Genomic DNA, 25,102 nt, shown 5'->3' on the forward strand with positions numbered 1-25,102 from the left:
TAGCACGAGCAAAACACCCGGCTCCATTCCGAACCCGGCCGTTAAGTGCCGTCGCGCCAATGGTACTGCGTCTCAAGACGTGGGAGAGTAGGTCACCGCCAAACCTAGTAAAAAGTGATGTATCCCTCAAAAACGATGAAACAACCCTGTCGCGGGGTGGAGCAGCCCGCGCACGTGCCTTGCACCAGCATGATTGACGCACCGCTCGGATTACCGAGTTTTGTGTCTGCTGCGACCTCTATTCAACATGATACCAGATGACGGCATCTGAAAGTCTGAGGTTGTGGTCTCCGCTAAACCGAAAGGCAAGTTCGTCTCCGGGCTGCGCGCCGTCCGGCACCACTGTCCGCCAGTCAAAAACTTCCGAGACAAAGACGTTGCTGTTCCGTCCCAGAGACCGGGACACCAAAAGTACGCCGTTCAGGGTGGCACGGAATGTGACGCCGCCCTTGTTTGTCACGTTCGCGTGCATGACCGGTCGACGGCGATTGCTGTTCGTCACCAGTCCGTTCGGGACGCGGAAATAAAACGTCGTGAAGACCAGGTCCCCAAGGCCGTAGGGTGCGTAATGGGCAACTGCAGGGGTGTCTCTGAAAACCTGGTACTCTACGGGCATGTGAAATTCCTTTGAAAAATCTGAACATTGGGATCCTACAATGTCGGGGCACCGTGTCCAGATGCGGATATCGCACAGCGCGGTGCAGGCGAGCGGTTTGAGCGACTAACCCGTGAACGGATGCTTCAGCGGAAACTTGGTCTTAGTCCGGGGGCGATGATTGCGTCTCACGCGCGAGTTTGGCATGGTCTGCAAAAGCAGTGACGAGGCAGGTATCATGGCAGACGGGACCTTCGCGGTATTGTTGTTTGTTCTTGGATTGACCGACATGGGCATGAACCATTGCGGCACCGAGGCGGGCTGTCTTGGCAAATCCGAGACCACGCCGCGGTTTGCGCTGTCGGGGGGCGAAGTGCTTGAACGACGGGCCGATCCGGCGGCGGAAGTGTATTTGCGCTACGATCTGGGCCATAAGCGGGGGCCGTTCGGCAATGCGGCGGGTCTGTCCGTTGGGGAAAACGGCGAGACCTGGATGGGTTTCGGCTCGACCTACACCATCCCGTTCGGCCGCAGCGGCGCCTATGCTGAACTGCACTCGATGCCGGGGCTCTATTTCGACAATGGCGGGTTCGACCTTGGTGGACCCATCGCGTTCCGGTCTGGGATCGAGCTGGGATACGAAACCCGGCAAGGATGGCGCATGGCGGTGAGCTATGATCATCGCTCCAATGCCGGGATCTACGACGACAACCCGGGCATCGAAACTGTTCAGTTTCGAGTATCGATCCCTTTGAACTGACCCTTTTGCCCCTTCAAAATTGACGGAGAGTGAGTATGGCCCAGCGTATTGTTGTGTCGAGCGATCACGCCGCGATCGAATTGCGCCAGGCGGTGGCGCGTCACGCGCAAGGCTTGGGTTGGGACGTGGTCGATATCGGACCGACCTCGACCGAGAGCACGCATTATCCGGTTCACGGCAAGGCTGCGGCCGAGAAGGTGGCCTCCGGCGATTGCGATCTGGGGATCATCCTGTGCGGCACCGGGCAGGGGATCATGATGGCCGCAAACAAGGTGCCAGGCATCCGCTGCGGTGTCTGTTCTGACACCTTCTCGGCGCGGATGATCCGGGCGCATAACGATGCGAATATGCTGTCCCTCGGCGCGCGTGTCGTGGGCGAAGGACTGGCGCTTGATATCGTCGAGGCTTTTTTGACGACTGCGTTTGAAGGCGGGCGTCACGCCACGCGGGTCGAGATGATCGAAGCCTGATCCTCGGCTAGCGCAAACGCGCTTCGGTTTTTGCGTCGAACAAGAACAGGTGGTTGGGATCGATCACCAGACCTACCATGTCGCCTTCGGAAGACCGGTGATCGCCTCGTTCTTCCACAACGATCTTCTCGCCGCTCGGGCAAGTGATATAGGCGTAGGACACGCCACCAAGACTCTCGGTCAGATCCACGCGGTGCTGGCCGCCCGGGGTTATCTCCAGATGTTCGGGGCGAAGGCCGATCAGAACGTTTTGCCCATCCTGAGCCGAGGCGGTTTTTGCAATGGATGTGCCAAGACCCTCGGACGAAACGCTGTCGCCTGAGACGGTCCCGGCAAGGAAATTCATCGACGGCGAGCCGATGAAACCGGCGACAAACCGGTTGTCGGGGTCGCGGTAAAGCTCCATCGGGGCACCGACCTGTTCGATCCGACCCGCGCGCAGCACGACGATCTTGTCGGCGAGCGTCATGGCTTCGACCTGATCGTGGGTCACGTAGATCATGGTGGCGCCGATTTCCTTGTGCAGGCGCGCGATCTCGACGCGCATTTCCACGCGCAATTCGGCGTCGAGGTTGGAAAGCGGTTCGTCGAACAGGAACACCTCTGGTCCACGGACGATGGCGCGCCCGATGGCAACGCGCTGCCGCTGGCCGCCGGAAAGCGCCTTGGGCTTGCGTTTGAGATACTCGTCGAGCTTCAGGATACGGCTCGCTTCGGCCACTTTTTCGGTGATTGCCGCTTTGGGATGGCCTGTCATCTTCAGACCGAACCCCATGTTTTCCTCAACCGTCATGTGCGGATAAAGCGCGTAGGTCTGGAACACCATGGATACGCCCCGGTCGGACGGGTCCAGCCGCGTCACATCGCGTGGGCCGATATGGATCGTACCTTCCGTCGTTTCCTCCAGCCCGGCGACCATGCGAAGAAGCGTGGACTTGCCGCAGCCGGATGGTCCGACGAACACGCAGAACTCGCCGTGCTCGATGTCGAGGTCGACGCCATGGATGACTTGTGTGTCTCCATAGCGCTTGATGACTTTCTCAAGCGTCACTCCGGACATATGGTCTCTCTCCCTGTGACATGGTGTGGGGCGCGGCTGACTGTGGAAACACCCAGCTTTCGGCGTCCCGGGCGATGGCGCGGGCCGCTTGCTGCAGCCGTGGTCCAAGTTGCGCCAGCGCGTCGAGATTGGTACGACGCGTTGTTCCGGTGACCGACAAAGCGCCAAGCGGGCGGTTCTGGCTGTTCAGGATCGGCGCGCTGACGCAAATGATCCCGATCTCGTGTTCTTCGCGATCAAAGCTGATCCCGGTTGCCCGGATCTCGGCCAATTCGGCACGGAGGCTCTCGGGCGATCCGTGCGTCGCGGGTGTGAACTGGTGCCAGCTTTGTTGGGCCAGAACCGTGGTCAGTTCCGGTTCCGGCAGATGAGCCAGCATCGCCTTGCCGACCCCGGTGCAGTAGGCAGGGCCGACCTTGCCCGCCTGGCTGAACATCTCAACCGGATCGCGCGCGTTGCGCTTGTCGACGTACAGAACCTGCGCATGGTCAAGCTGCGCCAGATGCACCGTCTCGCCAGTCTCATGGCTGAGCGCGTCGATATGGGGCCGCGCGACGGGTGCCAGAGAGGCCTGAGCCCATGCGGAATGCGCCAGACGCACAAGGCGTAAACCGGGTGCATAGGTCTGTCGCTCGACGTCGTATTGAAGCATGCCCTGATTGGTCAGGGTCTGCACAAACCGATAGAGCGTGGCCTTCGGCAGGGGCGAGTCACCCAGAAGCTCGGCAAAGCGCACGGGGCGCCCGTAAGACGCAATCTGGTCCAGCACGGCAAGCGCTTTGCCCACGGTTCCGTCGCTTTTATCGACCGCCGTCATATGCGCGAAAATCCTCCCTGTGCCGTCCGTCGCGTCGAAGCGGCTGTTGACAAGCATAGGCGAGTCGCTGTTATGATTTCAATATGCAAAACAAGGTTTCAAATAATGAAACCAGTTGCGACAGAGTTGGGAGCATAAGGGAGGATACCATGCGTTCCACATTGAAAGCGTCGGCACTGGCGCTTGCAGCGGCATTTGCCGCTCCGGCGGCGTTTGCAGAGGGCCACGCGCTGACCGGCGATTTGAAGATTTTTCTCGACACGTCGAACCCGGCACCGCGCGCCACAATGGAAGCCATGATCGGCCGCTTCCAGGAAATGCATCCCGATCTGAACATCGAAACCACGGTGATCGACCGCGAAGCGTACAAGACGCAGATCCGCAACTTCCTGACTGCCGATGCGCCCGACGTGGCCACATGGTACGCGGCGAACCGCATGCGTCCGTATGTTGAGGCGGGTCTCTTCGAAGACGTCTCTGACCTGTGGGCAGAGCCCGAAATCGCCGAGAACCTTGCCTCGACCAAGGGCGCGATGACCATCGATGGCAAGCAGTGGGGGGTGCCGTACACGTACTATCAGTGGGGCGTCTATTACCGGAAGGACCTCTACGACCAGTACGGTCTGAGCGAGCCCACCAATTTTGATGAGATGAAGTCCAACTGTCAGACGCTCTTGGACAATGGCGTGAAGTGCTACACCATTGGCACCAAGTTCCTCTGGACCGCGGGTGGCTGGTTTGATTACCTGAACTTGCGCACGCATGGCTATGATTTCCATATGGAAATGGCCGCCGGGGATGTGCCGTGGACGGATGACCGCGTGCGCGAGACCTTCGCCAATTGGCGCGAGCTGATCGACATGGGCGCTTATGTCGACAACCATCAGAACTACAGCTGGCAGGAAGCTCTGCCCTTCATGGTGAACGGCGAAGCTGCCGCGTATCTTATGGGGAATTTCGCCGTGGCTCCGCTGCGCGAAGCGGGTTTGAGCAACGACCAGATCGATTTCTACCAGTTCCCGGCGATCAACCCGGATGTCGCGCTGGCCGAAGATGCGCCGACCGACACGTTCCACATTCCGGCAAATGCCGCGAACAAGGACGCGGCGCGTGAGTTCCTGCGCTTCGTCGTCTCGGCGCAAGAGCAGACGGAGATCAACAACGGCGCAAACCTGGGCCAGCTTCCGGTGAACGCCTCGGCGTCGATCGACGATGACAAGTTCCTCGCGGAAGGTTTCGAGATGCTCAGCTCCAACAGCCCGGGCGGTGTGGCGCAGTTCTTTGACCGCGACTTCCCGGCCGAGATGGCGGCAGAAGCGATGCAAGGCTTCCAGGAATTCATGGTGTTCCCGGACAACCTTGACGACATCCTGTCCCGCCTCGAACAGGTGCGCCAGCGCGTCTATCAATAATCTGACGCCGGGCTTAGGCCCGGCCGACGCCAGACCGGTGGGCCGGTGCTTTGGCCCGGCCCACCACGACACATCCGCAAACTGCCGGTTTTCGCATGTGCCGTGTGGAGGAAACGCCCATGACCGTCACAGCCTTGCCCGACACCGAAGCCACGCCGCCGAAACGCGGCTGGTACAAGCGTAACGAAATTGCGGTCACGCCATGGCTGTTTCTTGCGCCTGCGATCCTGTTCTTCGCGGTCTACGTCATCATCCCGATCTTCCAGAGTTTTTCGATCTCGCTCTATGACTGGGACGGTCTGGGAGAGGCGCGCTTTGTCGGCATGGCGAACTACCAGGAACTGGTGACCGACCGCGCGTTCGAGGTGTCGCTCTGGAACAACCTCAAATGGCTGGTCTTCTACCTTCTCGCCATTCCCGCGGGCCTTTTCATTGCGTTGTTCCTCAACCAGACGGTCACGGGCATCCGCATCTACAAGTCGCTGTTTTTCTCTCCGTTTGTTCTCTCACAGGTCGTTGTCGGCCTTGTCTTCGCATGGTTCTACCTGCCGAATGAGGGCTTGTTGTCCAACATGCTGGGCTGGTTCGGCCTTGGCCCCGTGAACGTGCTGGGTGATCCGACATGGGCCACCTATGGCATCATCGCTGCCGGTCTGTGGCCGCAGACGGCGTATTGCATGATCCTTTACCTGACGGGCCTCAATGCCGTGGACCCGGAGCAGGTGGAGGCCGCGCGTCTGGATGGGGCAAAGGGCTGGAAGATGCTCTGGTACGTGATCATCCCGCAGCTCAAACCCGCCACGTTCATCGCGTTCGTCGTGACCATCATCGGCGCGCTGCGGTCGTTCGACCTCATTTCCATCATGACCAATGGCGGCCCGTTTGGGCAAACGCGGGTACTGTCCTTCTACATGTTCGAAAAAGCCCTGTCGGAATATGGCTTCCGCATGGGCTACGGCGCGGCCATTGCGGTTGTGCTCTTCCTCATCATGCTGGTCTTCATCGCCTACTTCCTCTTCTCGATGTACCGCGAAGAGCGGGGAGGGCGCTGAGATGGCGGTCACCCGAGACCAGATTGACGCCATCTGTGCGACCTTTCCGGGAGCGACCCCGGCGCATCCGCCGGAACTGGTCAGCTGGAAAGTCGGCGGCAAGATGTACGCCTGCTTCGGCGGTGACGGCGACATGGACGGTGTGTCTGTGAAAACCGAAAGCGCTGACATGGCGGCGATGCTCATTGACACGACCAGCGCCGTGAAAGCCCCTTATTTCCACGCAAGCTGGGTGCGGCTGCGGTTCGATGATGCCGATCTCGACGAGGTCACGCATCGTTTGGGTGCGTCCTATGATCTGATCCGGAAAAGCCTGAAGAAGGCAGAGCGCGATGCGCTTCCAGCGAGAGAGGTGCGCTGATGTTCCCGCGTCCCATCCAACAAGCGAGCCCCGCCGCGCAGACCACGTACAAAACGCTCCTGCCGCTCGCGCTCATCATGTGGCTCTTGCCGCTGATCGCCGTGGCTGTGTTTTCGGTCAAACCAGCCTCCGACTTCACGCAAGGCAATTACTGGGGCATGCCCGGCTCCTTCGACCTGATTGATAACTACTCTCAGGTGTTCTTCAACTCGGACATGCCGCGCTACATGTTGAATTCGGTGCTGATCACCGTGCCGACAGTGATCGGTGCGGTGGCGCTGTCCGCGATGGCGGGTTTTGCTCTTGGCATCTACAAGTTCAGGTCGAACCTGTGGGTGTTCTTCATGTTCGTCGCGGGCAATTTCGTGCCGTTCCAGATTCTGATGGTGCCGGTGCGCGATCTGACGCTCGACATGGGGCTTTACAACACGAAGACCGGTCTCGTTCTCTTTCACATCGCGTTCCAGACCGGCTTTTGCACGCTCTTCATGCGCAACTTCATCCGCGCCTTGCCGTTTCCGCTGATCGAAGCCGCGCGGGTCGAAGGCGTCGCGGAATGGCGCATCTTCTGGTTTGTGGTGCTTCCGCTGATGAAACCGGCCTTGGCCGCATTGGCGGTGCTGATCTTCACCTTCATCTGGAACGATTACTTCTGGGCCATCGTGCTGACGCAAGGGCCGGACGCCCAACCCGTCACTGCCGGCATCACCAGCTTCAACGCACAGTACCGCGCCGCCTACCACCTGATGAGCGCGGGCAGCATTGTCGCGGCCCTGCCGCCGGTGCTGATGTTCTTCCTCATGCAGAAACACTTTATCGCGGGCCTCACGCTGGGCGCGGTGAAATAAGGACCTACGACAGATGACACGTATCGCCTTTATCGGTGCGGGCTCGACGATTTTCATGAAGAATATCGTGGGCGATGTCCTCCACTTCCCGGCACTGGAGGGGGCCACCTTCGCGCTGATGGACATCAACGAGCAGCGGCTGGAAGAATCGGCACTCGTCGCGCGCAAGCTGATTGCTGCCTCTGGTCGGCGCGCGCAGGTCGAAGCAACGATGGATCAACGCCGCGCGCTGGCCGGCGCCGACTTCGTCGTCACCGCGTTCCAGATCGGTGGGTATGAGCCGTCCACCGTGATCGACTTCGACATTCCCAAGCAATACGGGCTGCGCCAGACCATCGGCGACACGCTGGGCGTCGGCGGCATCATGCGTGGCCTGCGCACCGTACCGCATCTCTGGCGCGTGGCTGCGGACATGGCAGAGCTGTGTCCCGAGGCGACGCTTTTGCAATACGTGAACCCGATGGCGATCAACACCTGGGCGCTCGCCGAACGGTATCCTCACGTGAAGCAGGTGGGCCTGTGCCATTCGGTGCAGAACACGGTCGAGGAACTGGCGCACGATCTTGATCTGCCGAAAGACGAGATCCGCTACCGCGTTGCCGGCGTGAATCACGTCGCCTTCTTCCTTGATCTCACCCACAAGGGCCAATCGCTCTATCCCGCGTTGCGCGAGGGGTATCGCACCGGCAGCCTGCCGAAACCGCCGCTGCTCATGCCGCGCTGTGCCAACAAGGTGCGCTACGAGGTGATGGAGCATCTGGGCTATTTCTGTACCGAAAGCTCGGAACACTTCGCGGAATACGTGCCGTGGTTCATCAAGGATGGACGTGAGGACCTTATCGAGACGTTCAGCGTACCGCTCGACGAATACCCCAAGCGCTGCATCGAACAGATGGCCGACTGGTCTGAGCAGGCCAAAACCTACCGCACGACGGATCAGATCGACTTCGCCAAAAGCCACGAATTCGCAGCCGAGATCATGAATGCGATGGTCACCGATCAGCCTTACACGATCTATGGCAACCTTCCGAATCGCGGGCAGGCGCCGCAATTGCCAATGGGCGCGGCGGTCGAGGTACCGTGCATGGTCGATCACAATGGCATTCAGCCTTCGGTCGTCGACGATATCCCGCCGCAACTCGTGGCCCTGATGCGGTCACAGATCAACGTGCAGGAGTTGGTGGTCCGCGCATTAGTGGACGAAAACATTGACCACATCTACCACGCCGCGATGATGGATCCGCACACCGCTGCTGAACTGGACCTGCGCCAGATCCGCAGCCTCGTGACCGATCTGCTCGCCGCGCATGGCGAGATGCTTCCCGAATTCGCCCGACGGAAAAAGGCCGCCTGAATGTCGTCATATGCAACCTTCCACGACCTCAAGGGCGCGTCGGTGTTCATCACCGGGGGCGGGTCCGGTATCGGTGCGGCTCTGACGGACGGTTTTCTGGGGCAGGGCGCCAAGGTCGCGTTTGTCGGCCGCTCGGACGCGTCGGAATTTGTGGCCACGATGGCGGACAAGCACGGCACAGAGTCGCTGTTCATACAATGCGACATCACCGACACCACTGCATTGCAGGCAGCCATTGCGCAGGCATCCGAGGCGCATGGCCCGATCACCGCACTTGTGAACAACGCTGCCAATGACAAGCGGCACGAGGCGCTCGATGTCGATCCGGAGTTCTGGGACTGGTCCCTGTCGATCAACCTCGACGCGTATTTCTTTGCCTGCCAGGCCGTGATCCCGGGCATGCAGTCCGCCGGCGGCGGCGCCATCGTCAACTTCAGCTCCATCAGCTACATGATGGGAAACGCTGGATATATCGCCTACACCACGTCGAACGCCGGGATCACCGGCATGACCCGCAGCCTTGCCCGCGAATTCGGCCCCGACAACATCCGGATCAACGCGCTGGCCCCCGGTTGGGTGCTGACCCCCAAACAGAAAGAGCTGTGGGCCGACCCGGCCTCGCTCGCCGCGCATCTCGAGAAGCAGTGCCTCAAGGAACACCTCGTGGAACAGGACGTGGTGGATGCCACGCTCTTTCTCGCGTCCAAAACCAGCCGCATGATGACGGGCCAGACGCTGGCCGTCGACGGTGGTGTCGTGACGGTGGCGGCATGACGGATTGGCTGGCGGTCGATTGGGGCACTTCGCATCTGCGCGTCTGGGGCATGTCCCGAGACGGAGCAGTGAAGTTCCGGAAAACCAGCGATGCGGGCATGGGGCACCTGACGCGCGATCAGTTCGAACCCGCCTTGCTGGACCTTGTCGGCGAAGCGCTTGAGACGGATCGCACGCCTGTTGTCATCTGCGGGATGGCCGGTTCGCGGCAAGGTTGGGCCGAGGCGAAATACGTGGCTGTTCCTTGCGCTCCACCGGGCATCGACCGCGCGACACCGCTAGCGACACGGGATCCACGGTTGACCGTTCACATCCTGCCGGGTGTGAAACAAACCAGCCCGGCGGATGTCATGCGCGGTGAGGAAACCCAGATCGCAGGCTTCCTCGCGCTCAACCCGAAATTCGACGGCATCATCTGCCTGCCCGGCACGCACACCAAGTGGGCGCATATCAGCGCGGGAGAGATCGTCAGTTTCCGCACCTTCATGACCGGCGAGATGTTCGCTCTTCTGTCCGAACAATCGGTCCTCCGCCACAGCGTCGCGGAAATGGGATGGGATCCAGAAGCCTTTGCCGATGCAGTTTCGACCGCCATGTCGAACCCGTCCGACCTCGCTGCACGTCTTTTTTCCATACGGGCCGAGGGGTTGCTGAACAATCTTGATGCACACGAGGCGCGCGCCCGGCTGTCGGGTCTGCTCATTGGCGCAGAACTTGCCGCCGCGCGACCCTATTGGCTGGGCCAGCACGTTGCGCTGATCGGCGACGACGCGTTGTGCAAAGCTTACGCAGACGCGCTTGGAGCACAGGGTCTGCCCGTTAAACGAACGGATGCCGAACGCATGACGCTTGAAGGGTTGAAGGCGGCCTACGAGGGCCTGAAGGAGCGCGCAACATGAGCCGCAAGATCATCGCCATCCTGCGCGGCATCACACCGGACGAGGCGCAACCGATCACCGAAGCGCTGATCAACGCGGGCATCGACCGGATCGAAGTGCCGCTCAATTCGCCGGACCCGTTTACCTCCATCGAACGCATGGTCGCGGCGTTCGGCGATACCGCTCTCATCGGCGCAGGCACGGTGTTGTCGCCCGACGATGTGCTGCGCCTCAGCCGGATTGGGGCGGGGATGGTGGTGTCACCCGACTGCAACCCGCGCGTGATTGTGGCGACGAAACAGGCCGGCATGCAAAGCTATCCGGGCGTGATGACGCCAACTGAATGCTTCACGGCGCTGCGCAATGGCGCGGACGGGCTGAAGCTCTTTCCCGGATCGCTGATCGGGCCGGACGGGCTGAAGGCAATCAAGGCGGTTTTGCCCGAGGATACAGAAACCTATGCTGTTGGTGGCGCGGGTCCGCAGAATTTTGCGGAGTGGGCTAAAGCCGGTGTCAGCGGTTTCGGCATCGGATCGGCACTCTACAAACCCGGTGCGAGCGTTGAGGACGTCCACAACCGCGCGACCGAGATTGTCACAGCCTATGACGCGGTGATGACCTGATGGCGGATATCTTCAGCCGAACGGTCTGCGCATTGGGAGAGGGGCCACTCTGGCACCCCGAAGAACAGGTGCTTTACTGGTTCGACATCCTTGGCAAACGGCTTTTCCGCAGCGATGGCACGGACGAGCAGAGCTGGGATTTCGATGAACACGTCTCGGCCGCGGGATGGATCGACACCGGCGTTCTTCTGATCGCCAGTGAGACTTCGCTGTCAGTGTTTGAGACTGCAACAGGCGAAAGCACCTTTCTGCATCCGCTTGAGAGTGACAATGACGTCACGCGGTCTAATGACGGGCGTGCGGATCCCTGGGGCGGGTTCTGGATCGGCACGATGGGCAAGAATGCCGAACCCAAGGCTGGCGCGATCTATCGGTACTACGATGGCACGCTGACCAAACTTTTCGACAGGATCACCATCTCGAACGCGATCTGTTTCGCCCCCGATCGCCGCCACGCATTCTACACGGATACGCCGAACCGCAAGATCCTGCGCGTCGCGCTGGATGATGACGGCTTTCCCGAGGGCAAGCCGGAGCTCTTCACGGATTTGAACGCGGCCGGTCTCAATCCCGATGGAGCCGTTGTGGATGCCAACGGCAATCTCTGGGTCGCGCAGTGGGGGGCCGGGCGCGTGGCGTGCTACGGTCCCGACGGCGCGTTTGTCCGCGCTATCGACGTGCCGGGTGCACAGTCGAGTTGCCCGGCGTTTGGCGGTGCGGATCTGTCGACGCTCTTTGTGACCACCGCAGCTGATGGTCTGAACCCCGCAGGCGACACCGACGGGATGACCTTCTCTGCACCCTCGGGCACCACAGGCCAGAAAGAACACCAAGTCCTGCTATGAAACGCACGCTCGGCACTTGCTACTACCCCGAACACTGGCCGCGTGAGATCTGGGAAGAGGACGCGGCCCGGATGGCTGCGTTGGGCCTCACCTGGGTTCGTATCGGCGAATTTGCGTGGAGCCGGATTGAACCCGAAGGCGGACGGTTCGACTGGGGCTGGCTCGACGATGCGATAGACGTTCTTGGAGAGGCCGGTCTCAAGGTCGTTCTGGGCACGCCAACTGCCACACCGCCGCGTTGGGTATGTGACAAGCACCCCGACATGTTCGCGGTCGATGCAGATGGGCGGCGTCGGGGGTTCGGGTCGCGGCGGCACTACTGCTTCAGCCATCAGGGGTATCTGAACGAATGCCGCCGGATCGTGACCGAGGTTGCCAAACGCTACGGGCGCAATCCGCACGTGGCGGCGTGGCAGACGGACAATGAATACGGCTGCCACGACACCATCCTGTCCTATTCCAGTGCCGCCCGTCAGGCATTTCGCGGCTGGCTGCGCGCGCGCTATCCGGGGCATGGCAACGATGGTGATATCAAGGCGCTGAACGCGGCTTGGGGCAACGTGTTCTGGTCGATGGACTACGACGATTTCGACCAGATCGAGTTGCCCAACCTCACGGTCACCGAACCCAACCCCGCGCATGTGCAGGCGTTTCGGCGATTTTCATCGGATCAGGTCGTCGCCTTCAACCGCGCGCAGGTGGACATCATCCGGCAGTATTCCGACGCGCCGATCTCGCACAATTACATGGGCCGGATCGTCGATTTTGACCATTTCGCAGTTGGCGAAGACCTCGAGATCGCGACATGGGACAGCTATCCGCTGGGGTTCCTCGAAGACCGCGTCGGGGCCACGCCCCTGGACCAGCGCCATTATGCCCGTCAGGGGGACCCGGATTTTCAGGCATTTCACCACGATCTTTACCGTGCCGTTGGCAAAGGCCGTTGGTGGGTGATGGAACAGCAGCCCGGCCCGGTGAACTGGGCGCCCTACAACCCCGCGCCACTGCCCGGGATCGTGCGGCTTTGGACGTGGGAGGCGTTCGCGCACGGGGCAGAGGCGGTGTGCTATTTCCGCTGGCGGCAAGCGCCGTTTGCGCAGGAACAGCTGCACGCGGGCCTCCTGCGGCCCGACAGCGTGGCCGCACCGGGGTTTTTCGAGGCCGAGCAAGTGGCAGAGGAGCTGGCCGACGCGCCCGATGTGGCACCCGCCCAAGCACCGGTCGCGTTGATCTTCGACTACGACGCAGCGTGGTCCTGGGAGGTGCAGCCACAGGGGCAGGGGCTCGACTATTTCGGGCTGGTGTTCGATCTCTACCGGGCGTTCCGCAGGGCGGGCCTGTCCATCGACATCCTTCCGCCGACGCAGCGACAGTTCGATGGCTATCGAATTGTGGCCGCGCCGGGCATGATGGTGATGCCAGATGACCTCAAGACCGCGTTGATGGCGTCAGATACCGAAGTTCTGATCGGACCGCGCAGCGCGTGCCGTGACGCGGATTTCAACATCCCTGTACCGCTGCCACCTGCCTGGCCGGATTTGGACGTGACGGTCTCTCGCCTCGAAACACTGCGCCCGGATATGCCGATCGCGGTGGCGGGTGGCGGTTCCGTTCGGAACTGGTTCGAGCATCTGGAAGGTGGCGCCGAGGCGGTCTTTGAAACCGAGAGCAAGATGCCGGTGGTCATGCGGTCTGGGACCACAACTTATTGCGGCGGATGGGGTGATGACGCGTTTTTTGACCGGTTGGTAAAAGATCTCTGCAACCGTGCTGGTGTTGAGACGCTCGACCTGCCGCGGGGCGTGCGTGTGCGTGACACCGCGACCGAACGATTCTGGTTTAACCACAACCCGCATGACGTTGAGATTGAAGGGGAAACGCTTGCGTCAGCTGGCGTGCGTCGCGACCCGATCTAACCATCGATGCGTATCGTGACTGCGTTAACGGATGTTCACCCGTAAATCTCCACCAGATGCGCAGCGGACCCGGTCAGCGCAGCGAAATCGTCTTCAATGACGTGCACCGGAAACTGATGCATGAAGTCCGAGAACCGACCCTTGTCAAAATACGCCTCTTCAAAACCAAACCGTTCGAAATGCGGCGCAAAGTGCCGAGCGACGCCGCCGCAGAGATACACACCGCCGAAAGGCAGGTGAACCAAAGACAGATTGCCCGCCGCGCGACCGAGCATGCGGATGAACATCCGCACAGCCTCCACTGCACGCGGATTCGATCCGTCATCGACACCGGCCATGATCTGGCCAGCGTCGAGCGGGTCGCCGTCACCGGCCTCCTCGCAGAGCCAAGCGTAAACTCTCTCGAACCCTCGGCCCGACAGGACGTCTTCCAGTCCCGGTGTCCCGTGCTTGCGCGCGATCCAGTCCAGCAAGCGCAACTCTCGGGTATCTTGCGCGGGCAAGGACACGTGCCCTGCCTCTGATGGCGGTACCAACGTGCGGCCGTCCAGCCGGTAGACCGCCGCGGCGTTCATGCCCGTGCCGACACCGATCACAAGTCGCGCCGCCTGCGGGCCGGCCTCTGCGCCTCTGAGGACCGTTTTGACCACGTCGGGTGCCAGGTGATCGACCGCGTGGCCCTGTGCTTGGAGATCGTTCAGCACCGCAACGGTGCTTGCGCCCGTGGCCTCGGCCACCGCTGCGCGGTCCACCGTCCAGTTCAGATTGGTGAGTGTGCCGACACCGTCCCGAACCGGCCCCGCCATCGCAACCGATGCGGCATCCGGTGCGGCATCTTGTTCGGCCATATAGGCCCGCAGGACTGAAGGCAGGTCCGGGTAGTCAGCATTGCGGTAACGTTTGATCGTATGCGTGCGGACCTGAGCACCATCGGTCAGCGCCACGCGTGTGTTGGTGCCGCCCAGATCGGCGACGAGGGCTTTCAGCGGCATATCAGCTCCGGGCCAAAGCGGTTTTGAGCGCGTGATAAGAGGATTTCGGCGTGCGGTCCAGCGTGTCAAAATCGACATGCACCAGTCCGAAGCGTTTCTCGTATCCAAGCGCCCATTCGTAATTGTCGAGCAGCGACCAGATGAAATATCCCTTGAGCGGCACACCGTCGGCCATCGCCCGTTGCGCGGCGGCGACATGCTGGTTGAGGTAATCGATCCGGTGCGAGTCCGCGACCTGACCGTTTTCCAGCACATCAGGGGCCGCCATGCCGTTCTCGGTGACATAGATCGGCAAATCGCCTGTGTAGTCCTGCGCCGTCCGGGTCAGGAACTGGTAGAGGCCATCGGGATAGATCTCCCAATCCATGAAAGTCTTGGGCAACGGGCCTTCAACCTCTTCGTGGCTCGGCCACGGGTCATCGTTCGGCGCGATAATCTTGCGGGTGTAGTAATTGATCCCGCACCAGTCGAGCGGGCTTTGGATGACATCGAAATCGTCCTGCCAGCCTTTTGGCATGTGGGGCCCGAGACCTTCCATCACGGTTTCGGGGTAGGTGCCTTTGAAGACGCCGGACAGGAAGAAATGGTTGTAATACCCGTCATATAGGTCAGCGGCTTGTCTCGCGGCCAAACTGTCATCCGCGGGCGTCGCCCATTCCAAGTTGAACACGCCGCCAAGGTTGGTCATGCCAAGCCCCCGCATCGTCTGGATCGCTGTGCCATGAGCGAGAAGAACGTGGTGCATCGCATGCGCCGTCGCCCGGATGTCGCGCAGGCCGGGGGCGTGGTGGCCCAAAAAGTGCGACAGCCAGCCGACACACCAAGGTTCATTGATGGGCGCAACCGAATACATGCGGTCCCCGATCCGAGACATGATCACGTGCGCGAAATCGCCGAACCATTTTGCGATGTCCGGATTGCGCCAGCCGCCGAGATCGGCCATCGGCACAGGCAATTCCCAATGGTAGAGCGTCGCGCAGGGCTTCAGACCGCGTTCCAGCATCGCGTCGGTGAGGCGATCGTAAAAGTCGAGACCCTCGGCATTCGGTGTGCCGCGGCCCTCGGGCAGAACCCGCGCCCAGCTGGTCGAAAAGCGATAGGCGTCAAGGCCCGCTGCAGCGACCAGATCAAGGTCTTCTTCGTAGCGGTGGTAATGGTCGCAGGCGCGGTCGCCGTTTTCGGCGCGAACCACGTTGCCGGGTGTGGCGGCAAACGTGTCCCAATGGGTCTTTCCGGCGCCTCCGAAGGCATGGCCTTCGATCTGGTAACTCGACGTCGCGGTGCCAAAGAGGAAGTCGTCAGGAAAGTCCTGCCGCGTGAAATTGAACATAGCGATGTCCTTTATGTTGGGGCAGGGCCGGTGGAGCGACCGATGATCAGTTCCGCCTCAAGAAGCCGTGTTTTTGGAGCGTTCATGGGCACCGAGATCAGCGACAAAAGCATCTCTGCCGCTTCCCGTCCCGCATAGCGCACCGAGGACCGCAGTGCCGTGAAGATCGGCACATCGTCCCCGTTTTCCAGGTAGCTCAGCGCATCGTCGAAGGTGATGATCGACACATCCCGCGCCAGCGTCAGTCCCGCCTCGTGGATGGCACGGCGCGCGCCGATGGCGGTGATGATCGACGAGCACACAATCGCGGTGGGCGGGTCTTCGTACCCCAGCATGGCTTTCGTGGCGCGGTAGCCATAGATCTCGGTCATCTCCTCGCTCCGCATCAGATCCGGGTCGATGGAGAGGGCGTTGTTCTGCAGCGCGGTTTCGTACCCCTTGCGACGGCGGAATGCGAAATCCATGTGCTCAAGCCCGTTGAGCAGGGCGATCCGCCGGTGGCCGAGTTCGATCAGAAACTGCGTGCCGCGTTCGAACGCGCCGCGGTTGTTCACGTCGATCCAAGAATAGGCCAGATTCACGTCCGTCGACCGGCCATGCACGACAAAGGGCAAGCCGATGCCCGACAAAAGCGCGATGCGGACATCGTTGATGACTGGTCCGTGCACGATGATGCCATCCACGGTGCCACGCGCGCGGATGTCCTGATAGGCGCGCGCCTCGTCCTGATCGGCGACGAGCGACAGCATCATGTCGTAGCCCGCCTTGGCATAGCTTTCGCCAGCGCCCGCGATGAAGTCGCCGAAGACCGGATTGACCATCTCATGCTGGTTCGAGACCGGTATGACGTGTCCGATGGCCAGAGCGCGACCCGTGGCGAGGCCTTTGGCGCGTGTGTTTGGACGATAATTCAGCTCGTGCGCTGCTTTCAGAACCCGTGTACGTGTGTCCTCGTTCACTTCTGGGTACCCGTTCAGCGCACGGCTGACCGTGGTTTGCGACAGGTTCAGGTATTCTGACAATTGTTTGAGATTCACGTGTCGGTCCCAAAGCGCTTTGAAAACACCCGATCAGTAACACACAAAACTTCTTTGGTGGGAAGCCCTCTTGAGAAACGAATTATGCTGCAAAGCAGCAAAACTTATGTGGTTAGCGGTATCATCATTGGATTGACAGGTGCACGGGAATGCGTATCGTCACTGCATCCAAAGCGCTTTGGAGTGATTCCGGGGCGGGGGATGAGTTAGGCGCTGATAAAGCGCAACTTGGGAGGTATTTCATGAAAAAGACACTCACGTCGAGTGTGGCCGTTGCCGCGCTCTGCGCTAGCGCCGCTTATGCTGAAGACCTGACGGTCTTCGGCCCGTGGCTCGGCCCGGACCAGGAAATCGTTGAGGCGGTGCTCGCCGACTTCGCGGAAAAGTCCGGCCACAACGTCAGCTATGTCGGCTCCGACAGCTTTGAACAGCAGATCGTGGTGGATGCCGAAGCCGGGTCCGCTCCGAACATCGCCGTGTTCCCGCAGCCGGGTCTGGCGTCCGACATGGCGTCGCGCGGGTTCCTGACACCGCTGCGTGATGGCACGGCAGATTGGGTTGCCGAAAACTACGCGGCGGGTCAGTCATGGGTTGATCTGGGCACCTATGCGGGTCCCGACGGGTCCGAGGACCTCTATGGCTTCTTCTACAAGGTCGATGTGAAGTCGCTCGTCTGGTACTCGCCGGAGAACTTCGAAGACGCGGGTTACGACATCCCCGAGACAATGGAAGAGCTCAAGGCGCTGACCGATCAGATTGTTGCCGACGGTGAAACACCGTGGTGCATCGGTCTGGGGTCCGGCGGGGCCACAGGTTGGCCAGCGACGGACTGGGTCGAAGACATGATGCTGCGCACGCAGCCGCCTGAAGTCTACGACCAGTGGGTCGCCAACGAGATCCCGTTCAATGACGAGCGTGTCGTTGCGGCGATCGAAGAGTTCGGAGCGTTCGCCCGCAACGACGATTACGTTGCCGGTGGAGCGGGGGCCGTGGCCTCGACCGATTTCCGCGACAGTCCCAAGGGTCTCTTTGCAGCGCCGCCGCAGTGCTACATGCACCGTCAGGCGTCGTTCATTCCGGCATTCTTCCCGGAAGGCACCGAAGTGGGCGCGGATGCCGACTTCTTCTACTTCCCGGCCTATGCAGGTCAGGATCTTGGCGCCCCGGTTCTGGGTGCTGGCACGCTCTGGGCCATCACCAACGAAAACGACGCGGCGCATGACCTGATCGCGTATCTGCAAACCACAGACGCGCACGAGATCTGGATGGAGAAGGGTGGCTTCCTCACACCGCTGAAGGGTGTGGACAGCTCCAAGTTCTCCACCGACGCGGCAGCCAAGATGAACGACATCCTGCTGAACGCGACGACCTTCCGCTTTGACGGGTCCGACCTGATGCCGGGTGGCGTGGGTGCAGGCACGTTCTGGACCGGCATGGTCGACTATGCTGGCGGCGCAGACGCTGGTGAAGTTGCCAGCCAGATCCAGGACAGCTGGGACGCGCTGAAGTAAGCACGCCTATCAAGCAAAGGGCTGCCCGGTTCCCCGGGCAGCCCGCAGCCTGACCGCTGCACTACCAAGAGCCCGCGAAGGGTCTGCCAGCGAAACATGCTGGATCAGCCAACACATTGGGAGGGACGAGAATGAATCCCGCGCTACAAGGTCTTCTGACCATCGCCATCGGCGTCGGCGGTTGTCTCAGCTATTTCTACTTTTCGAACCAGCTTCTGGACAAGGTGATCTTCCCGGCCAAGGGACCGAACGCCGGAAAGAACATCAACCGGGCCAATCTTGTGCGTCCCTGGCTGTTTCTCTTGCCTGCCATTCTGGCTCTGGGGCTTTATCTGGCCTACCCGGTTTTTGAAACCATTCGTCTGTCCCTGACCGAACGCGAAACGCTGCCGGACGGGACCACGGTTTATAATTTCGTGGGGCTCGCCAATTACACGCAAATGGCATCCGAACCGAAGTTCTGGGAAGCCATGCGCAACAATATGATGTGGCTGATCGTGGTGCCTGCAATGTCGACGGCCTTCGGCCTTCTTGCGGCGCAGCTGACCGACCGGATCTCGTGGGGGAATATCGCGAAATCGTTGATCTTCATGCCGATGGCGATCTCTTTCGTGGGCGCGGCGGTGATCTGGAAACTGGTCTACGATGCACGCCCGCCGGGGACCGAGCAGATCGGTGTACTGAACGCGATCTATGTCTGGATGACCGGCAACGACCCGCAACAGTGGCTGACCGTTCCGATCTGGAACAGCTTCCTGCTGATGATCGTACTGATCTGGATCCAGACAGGCTTTGCCATGGTGATCCTGTCCGCCGCTCTACGCGGGATTCCGGAAGAAACCATCGAGGCCGCCATCGTGGACGGCGCGAGTCCCTTGCAGATCTTCTTCAAGATCAAAGTTCCGCAGATCATGGGGACCATTGTCGTGGTCTGGACCACCATCACGCTCGTCGTTCTCAAGGTTTTCGACATCGTCTTCGCGATGACCAATGGCCAGTGGGAGACGCAGGTTCTTGCCAACTACATGTTCGACAAACTGTTCCGCGCCAATGACTGGGGCGTCGGGTCGGCCAGTGCGATTGTCATCATGCTCTTGGTGACGCCGATCCTGGTCTGGAATGTGCGCAACGCGCGCGCTGAAATGCGCTAGGGAGAGACGGACCAATGGACAATATCGCAGGAACCAAATCCTCTCTCACCTGGGCCGTTCATATCTCGGTCGTGGTGCTGGTCGCGCTCTGGCTATTCCCGACCGTGGGTCTGTTCGTGTCGTCCTTCCGGACGGCCGACCAGATTGCCACGTCGGGCTGGTGGAACGCGTTGTTCCCGACCGAGCAAAGCCTCACGCTCCGCACTGCGGCACCGGATGAACAAGTGCTGGTCGACGGTGTCTACGTGATCGAAGGCAACCTGTTCGCCGGGGAAGACCTGTCGGACGAAATCGACATGTCCGCATGGGGTACCTCGTCCCGCGATGTGGGGGCGTATGCACCCGGCGACACAGCCGAGCTGCGCGACGGCGAGCGCATCACGGTCAACGCCAATGGCGATTACCGGCTGGAAAGCCCGGTGCAGATGGAGGGCAATCGAGGGCAGCGCGTCTTTGTGACTGCAGAAGTGCCGCCGGACTTCACGCTGGAAAATTACGAGCAGGTTCTGTTGTCGGGCAACGCGACCGACAGTATGGCGAAGGCGTTTTTCAACACGCTGACCGTGACCATCCCGGCGACCATTATTCCCATCGTGGTGGCCGCCTTTGCAGCCTATGCGCTGGCATGGATGGATTTCCCGGGCAGGGCGCTGTTGATCGCGATTGTCGTGGGCCTCTTGGTGGTGCCGCTGCAACTGGCCCTCATCCCGCTTCTGAAACTGCACCTCGGGATCGGCATCGGAAAGGGCTACCTTGGCACGTGGCTGGCGCATACCGGGTTCGGGTTACCCTTGGCGGTCTACCTCTTGCGCAACTACATGGTCGGCCTGCCGCGTGACATCATCGAGAACGCGCGCGTCGACGGGGCGACGGAATTCCAGATCTTTGTTAAGATCATCCTGCCGCTGTCCTTCCCGGCGCTCGCCAGTTTCGCGATTTTCCAGTTCCTCTGGACGTGGAACGACCTGCTGGTGGCAAAAGTGTTCCTGATCGACGCGACGGGGCAGACGACCGTCATGACCAACCAGATCGTGGAATTGCTCGGCACCCGTGGAGGCAACTGGGAAATCCTCGCCACCGCCGCCTTCGTGTCGATCGCCGTACCACTTTTGGTGTTCTTCGCGATGCAGAAATACCTGGTGCGCGGACTTCTTGCCGGGTCGGTCAAGTAACATCGACCCCCGCCCAAATAACAACTGAGACCGGCCCGAAAGGGGCCAATTCAAGGATTGAGACACATGAGCGTTGCAATGAGCCAAGCAGCGAAATTGCCAGCCATCGACACGGATTGGTGGCGCGGTGCGGTGATCTACCAGATCTATCCGCGCAGCTATCAGGACAGCAATGGCGACGGTATCGGCGATCTTCTTGGAATCGCCAACCGTTTGCCGCATGTCGCGTCGCTTGGCGTGGATGCGATCTGGATCAGCCCGTTCTTCACCTCTCCGATGAAGGATTTCGGCTATGACGTGAGCAACTACTGCGATGTCGATCCGATGTTCGGTTCGCTCGCCGATTTCGATCATCTCGTTCAGATCGCGCATCAGCACGGCATGCGCGTGATGATCGATCTCGTGCTCAGCCACACCTCGGATCAGCACCCGTGGTTCAAGGAAAGCCGGTCAAGCCGCGACAACGCGCGGGCGAACTGGTATGTCTGGGCCGATCCCAAACCCGATGGCACACCGCCCAACAACTGGCTGTCGATCTTTGGCGGCTCGGCCTGGCAGTGGGACGGTCGGCGAGAGCAGTACTACCTGCACAACTTCCTGACCTCGCAGCCTGACCTGAATTTCCACGAACCCGCAGTGCAGGATGCATTGTTGGACGTGGCACGGTTCTGGCTGGATCGCGGGGTGGATGGCTTCCGTCTGGATACGATCAACTTCTACGTCCATGACAAGGAGTTGCGGGACAACCCGCCATTGCCGCCCGAGAAGCGCAATTCGACCATCGCGCCCAGCGTGAACCCGTATAATCACCAGGATCACCTGTATTCCAAGAACCAACCCGAGAACCTCGATTTCCTGCGCAAACTGCGCGCGGAGATGGAACCCTACGGGGCCGCCGCCGTGGGCGAGGTGGGCGATGCACAGCGCGGGCTCGAGATCATGGGCGAATATACCAAGGGCGATGATCTCATGCAGATGTGCTACGCGTTCGAGTTCCTTTCCGGGACCCGACCGACGGCTGACTACATCGTGCAGGTCATGGACCGGGTCGATAACGTGGCCGCCGACGGCTGGGCGTGCTGGGCTTTCTCCAACCACGATGTGCAACGCCACGCCACCCGCTGGAGCCTCGACCACAGCGCGCAGCGCCTGATGACGACGCTGATGATGTGCCTGCGCGGATCGGCCTGTATCTACCAGGGCGAAGAGCTTGGCCTGACCGAAGCCGACGTGGCGTTCGAAGACCTGCAGGACCCGTACGGCATCGAGTTCTGGCCGGAGTACAAGGGTCGCGACGGATGCCGCACGCCGATGGTGTGGGAGCATTCCAACCAGAACGGCGGCTTCACCACCGGAATGCCTTGGCTCCCGGTCAGCCATGAACACCTGCAGCGGTCAGTGGCGCACCAGGAGGAGGATCCGTCAGCGATCCTGCACCACTACCGTCGCGCAATCGGCTTCCGCCACGCGCACCGCGCGCTGAGCAAGGGCAGCCATGACAAGGTCAAGGCAACCGGGACGGTGATCCATTTCACCCGGACCTACGAGAACGAAACGATCTTCTGCGCCTTCAACATCAGCGATGACCCGGCGGTCATCGACATGCCGAAAGGGAAATGGGCGCAGATCGGTCTGGAATTAGGGAGTGCCGGACCACAGCCGGACGGCAAATTGCATCTTGGCCCGTGGCAACCCAGCCTCGCGCTGAAAATGAATTCCTGAAATACCAGGAAAAGGGAGGGACAATCATGGCCAACTTGAAGCTGACCAATGTCGAAAAGACATATGCCGGCGCGGTCAACGTGCTCAACAATATCAACCTCGATATCAAGCAGGGGGAGTTGATCGTCTTCGTCGGCCCGTCCGGCTGTGGCAAGTCCACGCTTCTGCGGATGATCGCAGGTCTTGAAAAGATCACTGGCGGCACGCTGGAAATCGACGGCGAAATGGTCAACGACATGCCCCCCGCGATGCGCGGGATTGCCATGGTGTTCCAGTCCTACGCGCTCTACCCGCACATGACCGTGCGCGAGAACATGAGCTTTGCGCTCAAGATCGCGAAGAAGCCGCAGAACGAAATCGACGAGGCGGTGAACCGCGCAGCGACGATGCTGCAGCTTGATCCTTACCTCGACCGGTTGCCCAAAGCACTGTCCGGTGGCCAGCGTCAGCGTGTGGCCATCGGCCGGTCCATCGTGCGTGATCCGAAGGTCTACCTTTTCGACGAACCGCTCTCCAACCTGGACGCGGCACTGCGCGTCGCCACCCGGATCGAGATCGCGCAGCTGAAAGAGCAGATGCCCGAATCCACGATGATCTACGTGACCCACGACCAGGTCGAAGCGATGACGCTCGCATCCCGCATCGTGGTTCTGGCCAACAAGGGCATCGCGCAGGTCGGCGCGCCTCTCGAACTTTACGAGCGGCCCAACAGCGAATTCGTCGCGCAGTTCATCGGCTCGCCGTCGATGAACCTGCTTCCGGGCGAAATCGTCGGCACCGGGCAGCAAACCACGATCAAGATGGATCGCGGCGGGACCGCGGTGTCCGATTACCCGACCACGGACGCGGACATGGGATTGAAGGTCAATGTCGGCGTCCGCCCCGAGGACTTCCTCGAAACCGACGGGGAACACATCTTCGAAGGCAAGGTGAACATCACAGAAGCCCTCGGAGAGGTCACGCTGCTTTACTTCGAAAAGCAGGGCGATGGCGATGCTGTCATCGGCAAATTGCCCGGCATCCACGCGGAACTGCGCGGGAAATCGGTGAAATTGGGGGCGTCACCTGACAAGGTGCACGTGTTCCATAACGGGACATCGCTCCTCTATCGGTGATCCCTGCGCGGAAGCAGGTCGGTACCCTGACCTCCCGAAAATTGATCTGCTTCCGCCACAATCTGCCCACAAATCCCGCTTATCCGAATTGGAAACAGTTCAATGAGGATGAGCATGTCTGTTTACGTCGAAGACCTCGCGCTGATCGAGGGCAAAACAAAGGTCAACGCGGCCGAGCAACTCGCCGCCGCCGCCAAAGCCAGCGGTCTGAGCCCGATCACAATCGCGCTTGACTTTTTCAAGCTGCGCAAGCAGCGCGGCAAGCTGAAGCTGTACGAATACCTCATGTACAAGCTCTATGACCGCAGCAAATACACCGACGACCAGCGCTCGCGTTTCATCTCGGCCCATATCCACTGGCCGACGATCAAGCCCTGCAATGACCCGCAGTGGTGGTCCGTGACGGAAGACAAATGGCTGTCTTTCTCCATCCTCGCCGCACATGGTGTGCCCCAGCCGCGCAACGCCGCCGTCTACGATGCAAGCCCGCGCTACTATCCGGACGTGCCGAAGGTACACGGCGCTGACGCGCTGAAAGACTTCCTGACGACGTGCAAAGAGTTCCCGCTCTTCGCCAAGAACCTCAATGGCATGTGGAGCGCGGGCGCAGTGCGTCTGTCTGGCTGCACCGACACGCATGTGATGGTCGATGGCCGTGATCCTGTGACGTACGAGGAACTGGCGAATGACGTCTTCGGCGACCGCAGCTACCTCATCCAGCACTGCGTTGTCCCGCATAGCTTCTTCGACGGTGTGACGGATGCCGTGGCAACGGTGCGCTGTCTGAACCTCATCACTGACGATGGCTTCCGCGTGCCGTTTACGCTGCTCAAGCTGCCCATGGGCGCGAACATTGCCGACAACTTCTGGCGCAAAGGCAATCTGGTGTGCCTGCTTGAGCCGGAAACGGGCGAAATCAAGCGCATCGTCGCCAACCGCAATGGCGAGCTGACCGAGCTTGATGGCCTTCCCGGATCGGATCGCAAGTTTCTGGGCGAGACCCTGCCGTACTGGAAAGAAGTGCTGGACGTTAACGAGAAGGTGGCGCTCATGCATGGGGCGAACCGCTTCGGATCGACTGATATCGCGATCACCGAAGACGGTCCCGTCGTTATTGAAGTCAACAATGGCTGTGCCTTCGAACTGATCCAGATCGCCACCGGCGAAGGCTTTCTGACCGACGAAATCCTCGCGTTCTTCGAAAGTTGCGGCGTGACGCTCAAGTAACGGCCAGCATATCGCATCACGACAAAGCCCTGGGGATGGCCCGGGGCTTTTGCTTTTCCTGTGGGCGAAATGTGAAGTTC

At 60.7% G+C, this 25,102-nt stretch carries 24 protein-coding genes and 1 rRNA gene; 19 read left to right on the top strand and 6 right to left on the bottom strand.

The annotated features are described in order from the left end of the window. Nucleotides 1-104: ribosomal RNA gene (gene rrf, locus BUA42_RS05625) — 5S ribosomal RNA — on the top strand; the annotation flags it as partial. A 134-nt stretch (nt 105-238) separates the two neighbouring features. Here rrf and BUA42_RS05630 read toward each other — a convergent pair. Beyond that, nucleotides 239-616, bottom strand: coding sequence for a hypothetical protein (locus BUA42_RS05630; RefSeq protein ID WP_072776765.1), 378 nt, complete (start codon nt 614-616; stop codon nt 239-241). A gap of 217 nt (nt 617-833) precedes the next feature. On the opposite strand from BUA42_RS05630, the gene BUA42_RS05635 reads away from it, so the two are divergent. Together BUA42_RS05635 and rpiB are read left to right on the top strand one after the other, a co-directional pair. Beyond that, a complete protein-coding gene (locus BUA42_RS05635) occupies nt 834-1,355 on the top strand; it encodes an acyloxyacyl hydrolase (RefSeq protein WP_072777425.1) in 522 nt (173 codons plus the stop codon). Between the two features lie 35 nt (nt 1,356-1,390). Then, nucleotides 1,391-1,825 carry a ribose 5-phosphate isomerase B gene (gene rpiB, locus BUA42_RS05640; protein WP_072776766.1) on the top strand — a complete coding sequence of 145 codons (435 nt, stop codon included), beginning with the start codon at nt 1,391-1,393 and terminating at the stop codon, nt 1,823-1,825. A 7-nt stretch (nt 1,826-1,832) separates the two neighbouring features. On the opposite strand, the gene BUA42_RS05645 is transcribed toward rpiB, so the two are convergent. Both BUA42_RS05645 and BUA42_RS05650 read right to left on the bottom strand, forming a co-directional pair. Then, complete coding sequence (locus tag BUA42_RS05645) at nt 1,833-2,885, bottom strand: ABC transporter ATP-binding protein (RefSeq protein WP_072776767.1); 1,053 nt, start codon at nt 2,883-2,885, stop codon at nt 1,833-1,835. Beyond that, nucleotides 2,866-3,702 carry an IclR family transcriptional regulator gene (locus tag BUA42_RS05650; protein WP_072777426.1) on the bottom strand — a complete coding sequence of 279 codons (837 nt, stop codon included), beginning with the start codon at nt 3,700-3,702 and terminating at the stop codon, nt 2,866-2,868. Before BUA42_RS05650 ends, BUA42_RS05645 begins: the two co-directional genes overlap by 20 nt. A 149-nt stretch (nt 3,703-3,851) precedes the next feature. Here BUA42_RS05650 and BUA42_RS05655 point away from each other — a divergent pair, with 149 nt between their 5' ends. From BUA42_RS05655 to BUA42_RS05700, 10 genes are all read left to right on the top strand, one after another. Then, the gene (locus BUA42_RS05655) at nt 3,852-5,114 is read left to right on the top strand and encodes an ABC transporter substrate-binding protein (protein WP_072776768.1); all 1,263 of its coding nucleotides are present in this window, start codon (nt 3,852-3,854) and stop codon (nt 5,112-5,114) included. A 119-nt stretch (nt 5,115-5,233) separates the two neighbouring features. Further along, a complete protein-coding gene (locus tag BUA42_RS05660) occupies nt 5,234-6,166 on the top strand; it encodes a carbohydrate ABC transporter permease (protein WP_072777427.1) in 933 nt (310 codons plus the stop codon). Between the two features lies 1 nt (nt 6,167). Then, the gene (locus BUA42_RS05665) at nt 6,168-6,527 is read left to right on the top strand and encodes an MmcQ/YjbR family DNA-binding protein (RefSeq protein WP_072776769.1); all 360 of its coding nucleotides are present in this window, start codon (nt 6,168-6,170) and stop codon (nt 6,525-6,527) included. After that, a complete protein-coding gene (locus BUA42_RS05670; protein ID WP_072776770.1) occupies nt 6,527-7,375 on the top strand; it encodes a carbohydrate ABC transporter permease in 849 nt (282 codons plus the stop codon). The genes BUA42_RS05665 and BUA42_RS05670 overlap by 1 nt, the downstream gene beginning before the upstream one ends. Before the next feature lie 13 nt (nt 7,376-7,388). After that, the gene (melA, locus tag BUA42_RS05675) at nt 7,389-8,729 is read left to right on the top strand and encodes an alpha-glucosidase/alpha-galactosidase (RefSeq protein ID WP_072776771.1); all 1,341 of its coding nucleotides are present in this window, start codon (nt 7,389-7,391) and stop codon (nt 8,727-8,729) included. Then, nucleotides 8,730-9,503: an SDR family NAD(P)-dependent oxidoreductase gene (locus BUA42_RS05680; RefSeq protein ID WP_072776772.1), complete on the top strand. Its 774-nt coding sequence runs from the start codon at nt 8,730-8,732 to the stop codon at nt 9,501-9,503. Beyond that, a complete protein-coding gene (locus BUA42_RS05685; RefSeq protein WP_072776773.1) occupies nt 9,500-10,402 on the top strand; it encodes a 2-dehydro-3-deoxygalactonokinase in 903 nt (300 codons plus the stop codon). The genes BUA42_RS05680 and BUA42_RS05685 overlap by 4 nt, the downstream gene beginning before the upstream one ends. After that, on the top strand, nt 10,399-11,004 hold the full coding sequence (locus BUA42_RS05690; protein WP_072776774.1) for a 2-dehydro-3-deoxy-6-phosphogalactonate aldolase: 606 nt from the start codon (nt 10,399-10,401) through the stop codon (nt 11,002-11,004). The genes BUA42_RS05685 and BUA42_RS05690 overlap by 4 nt, the downstream gene beginning before the upstream one ends. Next, nucleotides 11,004-11,849 carry an SMP-30/gluconolactonase/LRE family protein gene (locus tag BUA42_RS05695; RefSeq protein ID WP_072776775.1) on the top strand — a complete coding sequence of 282 codons (846 nt, stop codon included), beginning with the start codon at nt 11,004-11,006 and terminating at the stop codon, nt 11,847-11,849. Before BUA42_RS05690 ends, BUA42_RS05695 begins: the two co-directional genes overlap by 1 nt. Then, entirely contained in the window at nt 11,846-13,765 is a 1,920-nt protein-coding gene (locus BUA42_RS05700) for a beta-galactosidase (RefSeq protein ID WP_072776776.1), read from the top strand. The genes BUA42_RS05695 and BUA42_RS05700 overlap by 4 nt, the downstream gene beginning before the upstream one ends. A gap of 35 nt (nt 13,766-13,800) precedes the next feature. Here the strand turns inward: BUA42_RS05700 and BUA42_RS05705 are convergent, their stop codons facing one another. From BUA42_RS05705 to BUA42_RS05715, 3 genes are read right to left on the bottom strand one after another with little or no spacing between them, the layout of a single operon-like run. Then, complete coding sequence (locus BUA42_RS05705) at nt 13,801-14,757, bottom strand: glucokinase (RefSeq protein WP_072776777.1); 957 nt, start codon at nt 14,755-14,757, stop codon at nt 13,801-13,803. A gap of 1 nt (nt 14,758) precedes the next feature. Further along, nucleotides 14,759-16,087, bottom strand: coding sequence for a GH1 family beta-glucosidase (locus BUA42_RS05710; protein ID WP_072776778.1), 1,329 nt, complete (start codon nt 16,085-16,087; stop codon nt 14,759-14,761). An 11-nt stretch (nt 16,088-16,098) separates the two neighbouring features. Then, nucleotides 16,099-17,124: a substrate-binding domain-containing protein gene (locus BUA42_RS05715; RefSeq protein WP_072776779.1), complete on the bottom strand. Its 1,026-nt coding sequence runs from the start codon at nt 17,122-17,124 to the stop codon at nt 16,099-16,101. Nucleotides 17,125-17,366: 242 nt separating this feature from the next. On the opposite strand from BUA42_RS05715, the gene BUA42_RS05720 reads away from it, so the two are divergent. The 6 genes from BUA42_RS05720 to BUA42_RS05745 all read left to right on the top strand — a co-directional run bounded on the left by BUA42_RS05720 (nt 17,367) and on the right by BUA42_RS05745 (nt 25,022). Beyond that, nucleotides 17,367-18,635: an ABC transporter substrate-binding protein gene (locus tag BUA42_RS05720; RefSeq protein ID WP_072776780.1), complete on the top strand. Its 1,269-nt coding sequence runs from the start codon at nt 17,367-17,369 to the stop codon at nt 18,633-18,635. Between the two features lie 131 nt (nt 18,636-18,766). Next, nucleotides 18,767-19,786 (top strand): carbohydrate ABC transporter permease, encoded by a 1,020-nt coding sequence (locus BUA42_RS05725; protein WP_072776781.1) that lies wholly within the window; start codon nt 18,767-18,769, stop codon nt 19,784-19,786. Nucleotides 19,787-19,800: 14 nt separating this feature from the next. After that, nucleotides 19,801-20,958, top strand: coding sequence for a carbohydrate ABC transporter permease (locus tag BUA42_RS05730; protein ID WP_072776782.1), 1,158 nt, complete (start codon nt 19,801-19,803; stop codon nt 20,956-20,958). Nucleotides 20,959-21,024: 66 nt separating this feature from the next. Beyond that, a complete protein-coding gene (locus BUA42_RS05735; RefSeq protein ID WP_084066135.1) occupies nt 21,025-22,680 on the top strand; it encodes an alpha-glucosidase in 1,656 nt (551 codons plus the stop codon). A gap of 26 nt (nt 22,681-22,706) precedes the next feature. Further along, the gene (locus BUA42_RS05740) at nt 22,707-23,795 is read left to right on the top strand and encodes an ABC transporter ATP-binding protein (RefSeq protein ID WP_072776784.1); all 1,089 of its coding nucleotides are present in this window, start codon (nt 22,707-22,709) and stop codon (nt 23,793-23,795) included. A 114-nt stretch (nt 23,796-23,909) separates the two neighbouring features. Then, nucleotides 23,910-25,022 carry a sugar-transfer associated ATP-grasp domain-containing protein gene (locus BUA42_RS05745; RefSeq protein ID WP_178346861.1) on the top strand — a complete coding sequence of 371 codons (1,113 nt, stop codon included), beginning with the start codon at nt 23,910-23,912 and terminating at the stop codon, nt 25,020-25,022. Nucleotides 25,023-25,102 lie beyond the last annotated feature (80 nt).

It is taken from the genome of Marivita hallyeonensis (assembly GCF_900129875.1).
Lineage (GTDB): Bacteria > Pseudomonadota > Alphaproteobacteria > Rhodobacterales > Rhodobacteraceae > Marivita > Marivita hallyeonensis.

Coding starts and splice junctions, on each gene's coding strand:
- BUA42_RS05630 (WP_072776765.1), bottom strand. CDS start 616: ATGCCCGTAGAGTACCAGGTTTTCAGAGACACCCCTGCAGTTGCCCAT.
- BUA42_RS05635 (WP_072777425.1), top strand. CDS start 834: ATGGCAGACGGGACCTTCGCGGTATTGTTGTTTGTTCTTGGATTGACC.
- rpiB (WP_072776766.1), top strand. CDS start 1,391: ATGGCCCAGCGTATTGTTGTGTCGAGCGATCACGCCGCGATCGAATTG.
- BUA42_RS05645 (WP_072776767.1), bottom strand. CDS start 2,885: ATGTCCGGAGTGACGCTTGAGAAAGTCATCAAGCGCTATGGAGACACA.
- BUA42_RS05650 (WP_072777426.1), bottom strand. CDS start 3,702: ATGACGGCGGTCGATAAAAGCGACGGAACCGTGGGCAAAGCGCTTGCC.
- BUA42_RS05655 (WP_072776768.1), top strand. CDS start 3,852: ATGCGTTCCACATTGAAAGCGTCGGCACTGGCGCTTGCAGCGGCATTT.
- BUA42_RS05660 (WP_072777427.1), top strand. CDS start 5,234: ATGACCGTCACAGCCTTGCCCGACACCGAAGCCACGCCGCCGAAACGC.
- BUA42_RS05665 (WP_072776769.1), top strand. CDS start 6,168: ATGGCGGTCACCCGAGACCAGATTGACGCCATCTGTGCGACCTTTCCG.
- BUA42_RS05670 (WP_072776770.1), top strand. CDS start 6,527: ATGTTCCCGCGTCCCATCCAACAAGCGAGCCCCGCCGCGCAGACCACG.
- melA (WP_072776771.1), top strand. CDS start 7,389: ATGACACGTATCGCCTTTATCGGTGCGGGCTCGACGATTTTCATGAAG.
- BUA42_RS05680 (WP_072776772.1), top strand. CDS start 8,730: ATGTCGTCATATGCAACCTTCCACGACCTCAAGGGCGCGTCGGTGTTC.
- BUA42_RS05685 (WP_072776773.1), top strand. CDS start 9,500: ATGACGGATTGGCTGGCGGTCGATTGGGGCACTTCGCATCTGCGCGTC.
- BUA42_RS05690 (WP_072776774.1), top strand. CDS start 10,399: ATGAGCCGCAAGATCATCGCCATCCTGCGCGGCATCACACCGGACGAG.
- BUA42_RS05695 (WP_072776775.1), top strand. CDS start 11,004: ATGGCGGATATCTTCAGCCGAACGGTCTGCGCATTGGGAGAGGGGCCA.
- BUA42_RS05700 (WP_072776776.1), top strand. CDS start 11,846: ATGAAACGCACGCTCGGCACTTGCTACTACCCCGAACACTGGCCGCGT.
- BUA42_RS05705 (WP_072776777.1), bottom strand. CDS start 14,757: ATGCCGCTGAAAGCCCTCGTCGCCGATCTGGGCGGCACCAACACACGC.
- BUA42_RS05710 (WP_072776778.1), bottom strand. CDS start 16,087: ATGTTCAATTTCACGCGGCAGGACTTTCCTGACGACTTCCTCTTTGGC.
- BUA42_RS05720 (WP_072776780.1), top strand. CDS start 17,367: ATGAAAAAGACACTCACGTCGAGTGTGGCCGTTGCCGCGCTCTGCGCT.
- BUA42_RS05725 (WP_072776781.1), top strand. CDS start 18,767: ATGAATCCCGCGCTACAAGGTCTTCTGACCATCGCCATCGGCGTCGGC.
- BUA42_RS05730 (WP_072776782.1), top strand. CDS start 19,801: ATGGACAATATCGCAGGAACCAAATCCTCTCTCACCTGGGCCGTTCAT.
- BUA42_RS05735 (WP_084066135.1), top strand. CDS start 21,025: ATGAGCGTTGCAATGAGCCAAGCAGCGAAATTGCCAGCCATCGACACG.
- BUA42_RS05740 (WP_072776784.1), top strand. CDS start 22,707: ATGGCCAACTTGAAGCTGACCAATGTCGAAAAGACATATGCCGGCGCG.
- BUA42_RS05745 (WP_178346861.1), top strand. CDS start 23,910: ATGTCTGTTTACGTCGAAGACCTCGCGCTGATCGAGGGCAAAACAAAG.